This is a genomic window from Actinotalea lenta (genome assembly GCF_030586465.1).
GTDB lineage: Bacteria > Actinomycetota > Actinomycetes > Actinomycetales > Cellulomonadaceae > Actinotalea > Actinotalea lenta.
In genome coordinates this window covers 2,000,808-2,012,747 of record NZ_JAUQYP010000001.1, presented here as the reverse complement: position 1 = coordinate 2,012,747, position 11,940 = coordinate 2,000,808, and the positions used below count along the sequence as shown (strand labels likewise).

13 protein-coding genes are annotated in these 11,940 nt (G+C 72.0%); 2 read left to right on the top strand and 11 right to left on the bottom strand.

The genetic code is table 11. The features are described 5' to 3' along the window. The coding region (locus Q6348_RS09600) for a hypothetical protein (RefSeq protein ID WP_304601073.1) at positions 1-429 on the top strand (429 nt) is incomplete at its 5' end. After that, positions 426-1,298: a S1C family serine protease gene (locus Q6348_RS09595; protein ID WP_304601071.1), complete on the top strand. Its 873-nt coding sequence runs from the start codon at positions 426-428 to the stop codon at positions 1,296-1,298. The genes Q6348_RS09600 and Q6348_RS09595, both read left to right, overlap by 4 nt. A gap of 9 nt (positions 1,299-1,307) precedes the next feature. Here the strand turns inward: Q6348_RS09595 and Q6348_RS09590 are convergent, their stop codons facing one another. From Q6348_RS09590 to Q6348_RS15700, 11 genes are all read right to left on the bottom strand, one after another. Then, positions 1,308-1,982, bottom strand: coding sequence for an SseB family protein (locus Q6348_RS09590; RefSeq protein ID WP_304601070.1), 675 nt, complete (start codon positions 1,980-1,982; stop codon positions 1,308-1,310). 44 nt (positions 1,983-2,026) lie between these two features. Further along, positions 2,027-2,764, bottom strand: coding sequence for a bifunctional 1-(5-phosphoribosyl)-5-((5-phosphoribosylamino)methylideneamino)imidazole-4-carboxamide isomerase/phosphoribosylanthranilate isomerase PriA (gene priA, locus Q6348_RS09585; protein ID WP_304605398.1), 738 nt, complete (start codon positions 2,762-2,764; stop codon positions 2,027-2,029). Beyond that, positions 2,761-3,399, bottom strand: coding sequence for an imidazole glycerol phosphate synthase subunit HisH (gene hisH / locus Q6348_RS09580; RefSeq protein ID WP_304601068.1), 639 nt, complete (start codon positions 3,397-3,399; stop codon positions 2,761-2,763). Before hisH ends, priA begins: the two co-directional genes overlap by 4 nt. A 45-nt stretch (positions 3,400-3,444) precedes the next feature. Beyond that, the gene (locus Q6348_RS09575) at positions 3,445-3,912 is read right to left on the bottom strand and encodes a hypothetical protein (protein WP_304601067.1); all 468 of its coding nucleotides are present in this window, start codon (positions 3,910-3,912) and stop codon (positions 3,445-3,447) included. Further along, entirely contained in the window at positions 3,909-4,517 is a 609-nt protein-coding gene (gene hisB, locus Q6348_RS09570; RefSeq protein ID WP_304601066.1) for an imidazoleglycerol-phosphate dehydratase HisB, read from the bottom strand. Before hisB ends, Q6348_RS09575 begins: the two co-directional genes overlap by 4 nt. Further along, on the bottom strand, positions 4,514-5,608 hold the full coding sequence (locus tag Q6348_RS09565) for a histidinol-phosphate transaminase (RefSeq protein WP_304601065.1): 1,095 nt from the start codon (positions 5,606-5,608) through the stop codon (positions 4,514-4,516). The genes hisB and Q6348_RS09565 overlap by 4 nt, the downstream gene beginning before the upstream one ends. 13 nt (positions 5,609-5,621) lie before the next feature. After that, complete coding sequence (locus Q6348_RS09560) at positions 5,622-6,278, bottom strand: hypothetical protein (protein ID WP_304601064.1); 657 nt, start codon at positions 6,276-6,278, stop codon at positions 5,622-5,624. Positions 6,279-6,335: 57 nt separating this feature from the next. Then, entirely contained in the window at positions 6,336-7,655 is a 1,320-nt protein-coding gene (hisD, locus tag Q6348_RS09555; protein ID WP_304601063.1) for a histidinol dehydrogenase, read from the bottom strand. 49 nt (positions 7,656-7,704) lie between these two features. Further along, positions 7,705-8,103 (bottom strand): pyridoxamine 5'-phosphate oxidase family protein, encoded by a 399-nt coding sequence (locus Q6348_RS09550; protein ID WP_304601062.1) that lies wholly within the window; start codon positions 8,101-8,103, stop codon positions 7,705-7,707. A gap of 95 nt (positions 8,104-8,198) precedes the next feature. Continuing rightward, a complete protein-coding gene (dnaE, locus tag Q6348_RS09545) occupies positions 8,199-11,747 on the bottom strand; it encodes a DNA polymerase III subunit alpha (protein WP_434062061.1) in 3,549 nt (1,182 codons plus the stop codon). Between the two features lie 107 nt (positions 11,748-11,854). After that, on the bottom strand, positions 11,855-11,940 hold an 86-nt coding region (locus Q6348_RS15700), incomplete at its 5' end, for a hypothetical protein (RefSeq protein WP_350339678.1).

The window sequence follows — 11,940 nt, the reverse complement described above, 5'->3', positions numbered from 1 at the left end:
CGCACGTCGAACGCCTGGGAGAGCCGAGCCGGCGACTACGCGACCGTGTCGAAGGACCTCGGTTCCGATCTCGCCGACACCAGGGCCGAGCTGAAGACGACCAGCGACGAGCTGGACGCGGTCCGCGCCCAGCTCTCCACGGCCCAGAAGCGCATCATCGAGCTGGCCAACGAGAAGGCGCAGATCGGTGACGACCGCGAGGCGCAGAAGCTGCTCGCCGACTACCAGGCCCGGGTCTCCGACGCCGCAGGCCAGGTCGCGCTCGCGCTGGACCGGTGCGTGCGCGGTCAGAACCAGCTGATCGGGTATCTGCAGAACGCCGAGCTGTACGACCCGGCCGAGCTCGACTCCTACGCCACGAGCGTCCAGGACCTGTGCCAGAAGGCCACCGACGCGAACACGGCGTTGCAGGGCGAGCTGTCCCAGTGACGCGCCACGGCCTCCGCGGTCGCACGGTCGGGACGGGCCTGGTCTGGCTCGTGCTCGGCGCCACGCTCGGCGGGTGCGGCCTCGCGGACGACGTCCCCCGGATGCCCGGTCCCGCCATCACCACCTGGGTCCCCGTGGCCAGCGCCGAACCGTCTCCCGTCCAGACGGGCAACCTCTCCCCCGACGGCTTCGCGAGCGCCGAACGGATGGCCGTGCGGATCCGCAACGTCGGGTGCGACACGCTGACCATGTCCGTGGGCTCGGGGTTCGCCATCGACGCCCACACCGTCGTCACCAACCGGCACGTGGTGTCCGGGTCCGCGTTGCTCCAGGTGTCCACCTACGACGGTCGCGACGTCGAGGTCAGCGGCGCCTCCACCGCGTCGCTCGCCGACCTCGCGGTGCTGCGCACGGATCAGGAGCTGCCCAGCCACCCAGAGCTCGCGGGAGCCGACCCGCAGGTGGGCGATCCCGTGACGGTCGTCGGCTACCCGGAGGGCGGCCAGCTGACCGTGACGACCGGGAAGGTGATCGCGGCCACCACGGACCCTCTCCACCAGAGCCTGGGTGAGGTCCTGGTCACCGACGCCCCCGTCGAGCCGGGCAGCTCCGGCTCCGCCGTGCTGAGCACCGACGGGCAGGTCATCGGAGTCGTCTACGCCAAGAACGCGTCCGACCAGAGCTACATCGTGCCCGTGAGCACGTTGCGGGACCAGCTCTCCGATGCCGCTTTCACCCCCGTGCCGTCCTGCCCGACTCCCACGGCGAGCACCACACCGGCCCCGAGCACCCCGCCGACCGACCAGCCGGCCACCCCGCAGGAGACTGCGACTCCGAGCCGCCCGGGCACCTCCGGGTCCGGCGGCTGAGGGAGTCGGTCAGCCGACCGCGACCGGGCGCAGCTCCAGGGTGTCGATCTGGGCGACCACCGGGTCCGCCGCGAGCGCCGCATCGATCCGCGCGAGCACGGCTTCCAGACCACCGCGGTCCAGGCCGTGCGGCAGTCCGACGACCACAGCCACCTCGCTCGTGCGACCCGGCTCGACCTCGACGGAGCGGACGTCGGCCACCGTGGCCAGGGCGCGCTGCACGGCGACACTCACGTCGGAGCGGACCTCACCGTCCCGCACCGCGGGGTGCCAGGCCAGACCTGCCGCGATCGCCTGAACCGCGGGACGCGGGACGGGTACGGTCACCGGGCCGCCGGGGTCGATCACGAGCAGCGGCCAGCCCTCGGCGAGCGCGGAGATCGCGGCGCGCTCGAGCTCGGCCGGCATCGGGCGCACCGCCGGGTTCCAGGCGCTGAGGGCTGCCACCGACGTGAACACCGGCATCGCGGTACGCCCGTCGGGGGCCTGCACCGCCACCACGGCGGTGTCCACGTGACGGTCGTCGGCCGCGTCCCGCTCGTGCGCCACGACCGGCACGAGAACCCGCGTGCCGCGCAGCGCTGCGACGACGTCGGCCGTGTCCGCCCGTCCCGCCGCGTGCTCGGCGAGCACCGCCGCCACCGCAGGGGCGGCGGAACCGTCGTCGGCCGCGAATGCCGACACCGGGGGCAGCTCGCGGCGACCCTCACCGCCAGGCAGGCCGCAGGTCACTGCCGACGCCCGGCGACGTCGAGCGCCTGCGGCAGCGTGAAGGCGCCCGCGTACAGGGCCTTGCCGACGATCGCTCCCTCGACGCCCAGGGGAACCAGGTCCCGCAGCGCGGCGAGGTCGGTCAGGGCCGAGATCCCCCCGGACGCCACCACGGGTGCCTCGGTGCGGGCGCACACGTCCCGGAGCAGGTCGAGGTTGGGGCCACGCAGGGTGCCGTCCTTGGTCACGTCCGTGACCACGTACCGGGCGCACCCCGCAGCGTCGAGACGTTCGAGCACCTCCCACAGGTCGCCGCCCTCCCGGGTCCATCCCCGGGCGGCGAGCGTCGTGCCGCGCACGTCGAGCCCGACGGCCACCCGGTCGCCGTGGTCGGCGATCACCCGCGCCGTCCACGCCGGGTCCTCCAGGGCCGCGGTGCCCAGGTTCACGCGACGGCAGCCCGTGGACAGCGCCCGCTCCAGCGAGGCGTCGTCACGGATACCGCCGGACAGCTCGACGTCGACGTCGACCGCGCCGACGACGCGGGCCAGGAGCTCCGCGTTCGAGCCGCGGCCGAACGCGGCGTCCAGGTCCACCAGATGGATCCACTCGGCACCGTCGGCCTGCCACGCGAGCGCCGCCGCGAGCGGGTCGCCGTAGGAGGTCTCCGACCCCGCCTCACCCTGTACGAGCCGGACGGCCTTGCCGTCCGCGACGTCGACTGCGGGGAGCAGCTCCAGGCGTGTCATCGTCATCCCTTCAGACCCTGCACCCACGTCCGCAGCAGGTGCGCGCCGGCGTCGCCGGACTTCTCCGGGTGGAACTGCGTCGCCGCGAGCGGTCCGTTCTCGACCGCGGCGACGAAGGGCTCGCCGTGCTCGGCCCAGGTCACTGCAGGTGCGGTGAACCGGCCGCCGCCCAGCGGCGCGAACGAGCGCGCGGCGTAGGAGTGCACGAAGTAGAAGCGCTCGTGGGCCACGTCCGCGAACAGCGTCGAGTCGGCCGGTGCCGTCACGGTGGACCACCCCATGTGTGGGACCACGGGGGCGGTCAGGCGGTCCACGACGCCGGGCCACTCGCCCAACCCCTCGGTCCGCACGCCGTGCTCCACGCCCGCCTCGAACATGACCTGCATCCCCACGCAGATACCCAGCACCGGGCGTCCGCCCGCCAGCCGGCGATCGACGATCTGGTCCCCGCGCACCGCACGCAACCCGGCCATCACCGCCGCGAAGGCACCCACACCGGGCACCACGAGTCCGTCGGCGGCCATCGCCGCATCCGGGTCCGACGTGAGCTCGACGTCGGCACCCACCCGGGCAAGGGCACGCTGGGCGGACCGGACGTTGCCGAAGCCGTAGTCGAGGACGACGACGCTGGGAGCTGGCACCGAGCGAGTCTATCGAGCGGGTGGGGCAGGGCCCGGGCCGTCCGGTCAGCGAGCGCGCCGCGCAGCGCGGGCGGCAGAGGCGAGCATCCGGGTCGCACGCCACCGGCTCAGGCCCACCGAGGACACCACCCCGTCCAGGTCCGTCACCGCAACGGTCCCGACGAGGAGGCCTTCGAGCTCCGGCGGCGCCCCGTCGAGGAGGAGGCCCGGCGCGACCTCGTCCGCCGCCGTCCCGCCCCTCCATCGGGACGCCACCAGGGCTCCGTCGCGACGCACCACGAGCAGGACCGGCGTGTTGGACAGCAGCCGTGAGATCGCCTCCGCGGCCTGCTCCGGCTCGCCCCTGGCCGTCCGCCGGCACACCGCGACGGCTCCGACGGGCGTCGGGGCGGCGTCGACCTCGACCTTCGCGAGCGCACACGCGGCCGCGAGCGGTCCCGCCTCAGCGACCTGGGTGAGGACCAGCGCCAACGTGCCGCCCTCCGGCGCCCCCGGACCGGTCGACTCGCTCACAGCGCTCCCTTGGTCGACGGCACCCCGTGCACGCGAGGGTCGGGTGCGACAGCGGCCCGCAGCGCACGGGCCACCGCCTTGAACTGGGCCTCGACCACGTGGTGGGGGTCACGCCCCGCGAGCACCCGCACGTGCAGGCAGATCCGGGCGTGATGCGCCAGCGACTCCAGGACGTGCCGGGTCAACGAACCGGTGAAATGGCCGCCGATCAGGTGGTACTCCTGCCCCTCCGGCTCGCCCGAGTGCACGCAGTACGGCCGACCCGACACGTCCACGACCGCCTGGGCGAGTGCCTCGTCGAGCGGCACGAGTGCGTCGCCGAAGCGGCTGATCCCGACCTTGTCACCGAGGGCGTGCGCCAGCGCCTGACCGAGCGCGATGGCCACGTCCTCCACGGTGTGGTGCACATCGACGTCCGTGTCCCCCGTGGCCCGGACGGTGAGATCGATCAGCGAGTGCTTGCCGAGCGCGGTGAGCATGTGGTCGTAGAACGGCACGCTCGTGTCGATCTCGGTACGGCCGGTGCCGTCCAGGTCGACCTCGACGTGCACGGTCGACTCCGAGGTGCTGCGGTCCACGACCGCCGTGCGATGCGTCGTGCTCACAGTCCAGCCACCTCCACCAGCGCGGCACGGAACGCCGCGGTCTCCTCCGGCGTGCCGACGCTGGCCCGCAGCCAGCCCTCCGGTCCCGTCTCGCGGATCAGCACGCCCCGGTCGAGCAGACCCTGCCAGATGGCGTGCCGATCGTCGAACACGCCGAACAGCACGAAGTTCGCGTCGGAGTCGGCGACCCGCAGACCGTTGCCTCGCAGCCACTCGACGAGAGCATCCCGCTCCCGGCGCAGCCCGTCGACCTGCGCCATCAGCTCCTCGGCGTGTCCCAGGGCAGCCAGCGCCACGGCCTGGGTCACCGCCGACAGGTGGTACGGGAGCCGCACGACCCGCAGCGCGTCGACGAGCGGACGCGCCGCCGCCAGGTAGCCGAGCCGGGCTCCGGCCATCCCGAACGCCTTGGACATGGTGCGGCTGACCGCCAGGTGGGGGTACTCGCCCAGCAGCGCGAGCGCCGACGGCGTCCCGGCGCGCCGGAACTCGGCGTAGGCCTCGTCCACCACCACCACGCAGCCCCCCGGCACCTGCGCGGCGGCGTCCAGGACCGCGCGCACGGTCCCCGACGGCAGCGCGGTGCCGGTCGGGTTGTTCGGGCTGGCCAGCAGGACGACGCTCGGTGCGTACCGGGCGATCGTCGCTGCGGCGTGCTCCGGGTCGACGGTGAAGTCGTCCTGTCGGCGTCCGACATGCCACGCGGTCGAGGTGTCGCGCGCGTACTCGGGGTACATGGAGTACGTCGGCGCGAAGGAGACCACCGAGCGACCTGGGCCGCCGAACGCCTGGAGCAGGTGCAGCATGACCTCGTTCGAGCCGTTGGCCGCCCACAGCTGTTCTGGGGCCAGGCTCACGTGGGACTCGCGTGCCAGGTACGCGGCGAGCCCGGCCCGCAGCGGGGCGAAGTCGCGGTCCGGATACCTGTTCAGCCCGGCGGCGGCCTCCGCGACCGCCCCGACGATGTCCGCGACGACCCGGGCCGAGGGCGCGTACGGGTTCTCGTTGACGTTGAGCCGCACCGGCACGTCGAGCTGCGGGGCGCCGTACGGCTCGAGGCCGGCGAGCTCGGGGCGGATCGGCAGGGTCACGCAGCGATCGTAGTCAGGCGGCGGACGGCGTCGCCGGGAGGTCCAGCACACGGCGACCGTCCCGCTCGGTGAACCCGACCGCGCGCAGGTAGCGCTCCGACGCCGCCATGCCGGGCGAGGCCACCACGGTCCGGGTACCCAGGGCCCGGAACGGGCCGTCGTGCCGGAACACGAACTCGCCCGGGGTGAAGTCGCGGTAGGCGGGCAGGACGTAGTCCAGCACCACGAGCTGCTCGTCCGGACCGGCGCCGTCCCTGGTCAGCACCACCCCGACCGCTTCGTCGGCGGTCGTGACGACGAAGGCGTGATCCGCGGTGCCGGCCAGTCGAGCCGGCTCGGTGCCGGCGAGGTCCGGGTTGAACCGACCGATGTCCTCGGCGTGCCGCGCCAGGAGGTGGTACAGGAAGGGTTCGTGGGTGCCGATCGGGACCGCGTCGTAGACCCGGTCGTCGTGCCGCTCGCGCAGCAGCCGGGCGATCGCCCACACGTTGATCAGGACCAGCACGACGTTCATCGCCACCATCGGCCACACACCCAGCGCGGCGTTGTATCCGATGAGCACGCCGCACGCGACGGTGTTGAGCACGCGCAGCCGCATGACCCGGGTCTGGACCAGCGACAGCACCAGCAGCGCCGAGCCCGCCCACCCGACGGTCTCCAACCAGGGCATCGTCGACCTCCGTTCGTCGGGGCGATCCTAGGCCCCGCGCGGGCGGCGCCGACGGCCTCAGGCGAACCGCGCCTGGACCGCCTCGCCGTGCGCCGGCAGGTCCTCCGCCCCGGCGATCGCGACGATCCGGTCGCGCACCGCCGCGAGAGCCGCCCGGTCGTACTCGACCTGCTGCACGGCTCGCATGAAGCTGTGCACGCCCAGCCCGCTGGCGAAGCGCGAGCAGCCGCCGGTGGGCAGCACGTGGTTGGAACCGGCCATGTAGTCGCCCAGCGAGACCGGGGCGTAGGGACCCACGAAGATGGCGCCGGCGCTGGTCACCCGCTCGGCCACACCTGCTGCGTCCACGGTCTGCACCTCGAGGTGCTCGGCGCCGTAGGAGTTCACGACGGACAGGCCGGCGGTCACGTCGTCCACCAGGACGACGGCGGACTGCGGACCGGCCAGGGCCGTGCTCACCCGCTCGCCGTGCTTGGTGGCCGCCACCAGCTCCGGTATCAGCTCCTCCACCCGGTCCACGAGGTCGATGGAGTCGGTGACCAGGACGGAGGCGGAGGTCGGGCCGTGCTCGGCCTGGGAGATCAGGTCGGCGGCGACGTGCCGGGGGTCGGCCGACGCGTCGGCCAGGATCGCGATCTCGGTGGGCCCGGCCTCCGAGTCGATGCCCACCACGCCGCGGACGAGGCGCTTGGCGGCGGTCACGTACTGGTTGCCCGGTCCGGTGATGACATCCACCGGTTCGCACAGGACGGTCCCGTCCACAGCGACCTCACCCGCCGCGCCGTACGCCAGCATCGCGATCGCCTGCGCGCCGCCCACCGCGTAGACCTCCTCGACCCCGAGCAGCCGGCAGGCCGCGAGGATCGCCGGGTGCGGAAGCCCGTCGGCCTGCGGCGGGCTGACCACGGCCAACGAACGGACGCCGGCCTCCTGGGCGGGCACGACGTTCATCACCACCGACGACGGGTACACGGCCAGACCGCCGGGCACGTACAGGCCGACCCGCCGGACCGGCATCCACCGCTGGCGGACCACGGCTCCAGGCTCGAACTCGATGCGGAAGCCGGAGGGTCGCTGCTGCGCATGCACCGCTCGGGTGCGCCGGATGGAGATCTCCAGCGCCGCGCGCACCTGCGGGTCGAGCGCCTCGAGGGCGTCGGCCAGAGCGGTCTCAGGCACCCGGAGCCGCTCGGGGCGCACCCCGTCGAACCGCTCGGACAGGTCACGCAACGCGGCCGCTCCCCGCTGCCGGACGTCGGCGATCACGGGGGCCACCTGATCGGCGGCGTGCGCGACGTCGAGCTCCGGACGAGGCAGGATCGCCGTGAGCTCGTGAGGGGACAGGGTGCGGCCACGAAGGTCGATGCGGGTGATCACCCGCCCGAGTGTAGGACGCCGCCGACGGCGCGGGTCGCGAGGGTCGGGGTCAGGACGCCATGTAGGTCGACGCCATCACCCGGTCGACCGTCACGACGAGCACGACGCGACGGGGGTCGGGCGCGAGCCGGTGGTGTCGGCGCGCATGCCGCCTCTCGGCATCGGCGAGGACCGCTGGGTCGCGCGATACCGCCGCCGACCCCTCCAGGGTGATCCAGCGTCCGCCGTCGACCTGGCACAGCGCGGCGCGAGCCGACCCCGCTGCAGCCTCGACGTTGCGCACCTTGACCGAACCGTCCTCGGTGGTCACCAGGGCCAGGCCCCGGTCCGCGTCCCACGTCGCGGCGACCGGTACGACGTGCGGTGTGCCGTCCGGACGCAGCGTCGTGAGCGTGGCGAGGTGGCGCTCGGTGAGGAAGACCTGCTGCTCGGGATTCAGCCGGATCACCCCGTGACCCTAGGCCACCGGGCGCTGCGTGACACGAGCTCCTTGATCACCGGCGTGGGGTGGGCAGGGATTCCTTGATCGGCTGTTGGGAGGGGTCAGGCGAGGCAGTTGGGCCCCAGGAGGGCCTTGAGGTCGCCGTAGAGGGCGGGGGTCTTCTCGATGCGCAGGCCGTGGTCCAGGCGCATGACGGTGGACCGCCCTGGTTGCGTCAGCCGAAGGTGCACGTCCGTGACCCCAGGGTGGTCGGACAGGATCTCGCGCAGCTTCTCCACGACGGGAGGCGTGCACCGCGAGACGGGCATCGAGATCGTGACCGGGCGCTCGTCCGCCGCGGTCACGTCCGGCAGCGAGACCTCGTTGGCCTGCAGCTGCATCGTGTCGTCCCGGCGCCGCACCCGCCCGCGCACGGTGAGCACGGCGTCCTCCGCCAGCACCGTGGTATAGGCGAGGTAGGTCTCACCGAAGAACAGCACCTCGACCGAGCCGTCCAGGTCCTCCAGGGTCAACGAGGCCCACGGGTTGCCGTTCTTGCTCATCCGCCGCTGCAGGTTCGTCACGAGGCCGCAGACCGTCACGGTGGAGCCCTCCGGGCGACCCTCGTCCCCGGTCAGCGTGGCCAGCGAGCAGTCGGCGGCCTGCGACAGGACGTGCTCGAGCCCGGACAGCGGGTGGTCGGACACGTACAGGCCGAGCATCTCCCGCTCGAACGCGAGCCGCTGCTTCTTGTCCCAGTCCGGCACGTCGGGGACGGCGACCGAGAAACCGGCTTCGGCGCTCTCGCCGCCGAGGTCGGCGAACAGGTCGAACTGGCCCTCGGCCTCCTTGCGCTTGACGCCGATGACCGCATCCACTGCCTGCTCGTGGACCAGGAGGAGCGCGCGGCGACCGTGACCGAGCGAGTCGAACGCCCCGGCCTTGATCAACGACTCGACCGTGCGCTTGTTGCACACCACGGCGGGAACCTTGTCCAGGAAGTCGGTGAACGACGTGAAGGCGCCCTTGGCCTCCCGGGCGCGCACGATCTCCTGGACGACGTTCGCGCCCACGTTGCGCACGGCCGTCAACCCGAATCGGATGTCGTCCCCCACGGCCGCGAAGTTCGCCAGGGACGAGTTCACGTCCGGAGGCAGGACCGTGATGCCCATGTGCCGGCACTCGGCCAGGTACAGGGCTGACTTGTCCTTGTCGTCGCGCACCGAGGTGAGCAGCGCCGCCATGTACTCGGTCGGGTAGTTGGCCTTGAGGTAGCCCGTCCAGTACGACACGACCCCGTACGCGGCCGAGTGCGCCTTGTTGAACGCGTAGCCGGCGAACGGCACGAGCACGTCCCACACGGCCTTGATCGCACCGGCGGAGTAGCCGCGCTCGCGCATCCCGGCCTCGAAGGAGACGAACTCCTTGTCCAGGATCTCCTTCTTCTTCTTGCCCATCGCACGCCGGAGCAGGTCCGCCTGGCCCAGCGAGTACCCGGCGAGGATCTGCGCGGCCTTCTGGACCTGCTCCTGGTAGACGACGAGGCCGTGCGTCTCGTCGAGGACCTCCGCGAGCGGCTCGACCAGCTCGGGGTGGATCGGTTCGACCTTCTGCAGGCCGTTCTTGCGCAGCGCGTAGTTGGTGTGGGAGTTCATCCCCATCGGCCCGGGCCGGTACAGAGCGATGACCGCGGAGATGTCGTCGAAGTTGTCCGGCCGCATCTGCCGCAGGAGCGCCCGCATCGGTCCACCGTCGAGCTGGAACACCCCCAGGGTGTCGCCCCGCCCCAGCAGGTCGTAGGTTGCGCGGTCGTCCAGCGGGACGTCCTCGATCACCACGTCGGGCTTGCCGTTCGCCCGGATGTTGTCCAGCGCGTCGTCCAGGATCGTCAGGTTGCGCAGCCCGAGGAAGTCCATCTTGATCAGCCCGAGCGCCTCAGCTCCCGGCTGGTCGAACTGCGTGATGATCGCGCCGTCCTGCGGACGCTTCATGATCGGGATGATGTCGATCAGCGGTGCGCTGGACATGATCACGCCCGCGGCGTGCACACCCCACTGGCGCTTGAGCCCCTCCAGGCCGCGCGCAGTCTCAAGCACCTTCTGGGCGTCCGGGTCCGCGGCTACGACCTGGCGGAACTCCTCGGCCTCCGCGTAGCGGTCGTGCTTCGGGTCGTACATCCCGGACAGCGGGATGTCCTTGCCCATCACGGGCGGCGGCATCGCCTTGGTGAGCTTCTCCCCCATCGCGAAGGGGTACCCGAGCACGCGGGAGGAGTCCTTGAGGGCCTGCTTGGCCTTGATGGTCCCGTAGGTGACGATCTGAGCGACCCGGTCGTCGCCGTACTTCTCGGTGACGTACTTGATCACCTCGCCACGGCGGCGCTCGTCGAAATCCACGTCGACGTCGGGCCAGGAGACCCGCTCGGGGTTGAGGAAGCGCTCGAAGATCAGACCGTGCTTGAGCGGGTCGAGCTCGGTGATGCCCATCGCGTAGGCGACCATCGAGCCTGCGGCGGAGCCACGCCCAGGGCCCACCCGGATGCTCTGCCCCTTGGCCCAGTTGATGAAGTCCGCGACGACCAGGAAGTAGCCCGCGAAGCCGAGCTGGAGGATGACGTCGGTCTCGTAGTCGGCCTGCTTGCGGACGTCGTCCGGGATCCCTGCCGGGTAGCGGCGGTGCAGGCCGAGCTCGATCTCCTTGACGAACCAGGACTGCTCGTCCTCCCCGGCGGGGACCGGGAAGCGTGGCATGTAGTTGGCCGACGTGTCGAACGTCACGTCGCACCGCTCGGCGATGAGCAGCGTGTTGTCGCACGCCTCCGGGTGCTCCGACCACAGGTCGCGCATCTCCTGCGCCGACCACAGGTAGAACGTCTCCGCGCCGAACGCGAAGCGGGTGCCGCCGTTGTCGTAGCTCGGCTCGAGCAGGTTGGACCCGGACTGGACGGCCAGCAGCGCCTCGTGGGCGTGCGAGTCCTCCCTGCGCGTGTAGTGCAGGTCGTTGGTCGCCACCAGCGGCGCGTCGATCGTCTTGGCCAGGCGCAGCAGGTCCGGCAGGACGCGGCGCTCGATGTCCAGGCCGTGGTCCATCAGCTCGACGAAGAAGTTCTCCTTGCCGAAGATGTCCTGCAGCTCGCCGGCCGTGCGCACGGCCTCGTCCCACTGACCGAGGCGGAGCCGCGTCTGGACCTCGCCCGACGCGCAACCGGAGAACGCGATCGTGCCCGGCGCGTAGCGTTCGAGCAGCTCGCGGTCCATCCGGGGCCACTTGCCCATCTGCCCCTCGAGCGAGGCGAGCGAGCCCATCCGGAACAGGTTGTGCATCCCGGCTGTCGTCTCCGCGACGATCGTCATGTGGGTGTAGGCACCACGGGCCGAGACGTCGTCGCCGGACTGCGTGTCGTCGCCCCACCGCACGCGGCTCTGGTCGAACCGGCTGGTGCCCGGCGTGACGTACGCCTCGACGCCGATGATCGGCTTGACCCCGTGGTTGCGCGCGCGCTGCCAGAAGTCGAAGGCGCCGAACAGGTAGCCATGGTCGGTGATCGCGAGGGCTTTCTGCCCGAGCTCCTCGGCGTGCGTGAGGAGGTCCTCCACACGCGCGGCTCCGTCGAGCATCGAGTAGTCGGTGTGCGCGTGCAGGTGGACGAAGTCCGTACCTGGGACTCCCATCGCCGACATGGCCGCCATCCTAGGTCGCGCCGGGGACACGACCCGAGCCGCCGCGGCGTGTCCCTCCCGGCGGTCCGAGCGTGCGCAGTGCGGACGTATGACGAACGTCACTCGCCCGCGCGCAGCACCTCCCACGCGTGCGCCAGGTCCTGCGGGTACTCGCTGGTGCACACCAGTCGCTCCCCGGTGGCGG

Excerpts from the sequence above, each read along its gene's own strand:
- priA (WP_304605398.1), bottom strand. The coding sequence starts at position 2,764 with ATGACGATGACACGCCTGGAGCTGCTCCCCGCAGTCGACGTCGCGGAC.
- Q6348_RS09560 (WP_304601064.1), bottom strand. The coding sequence starts at position 6,278 with ATGCCCTGGTTGGAGACCGTCGGGTGGGCGGGCTCGGCGCTGCTGGTG.
- dnaE (WP_434062061.1), bottom strand. The coding sequence starts at position 11,747 with ATGGGAGTCCCAGGTACGGACTTCGTCCACCTGCACGCGCACACCGAC.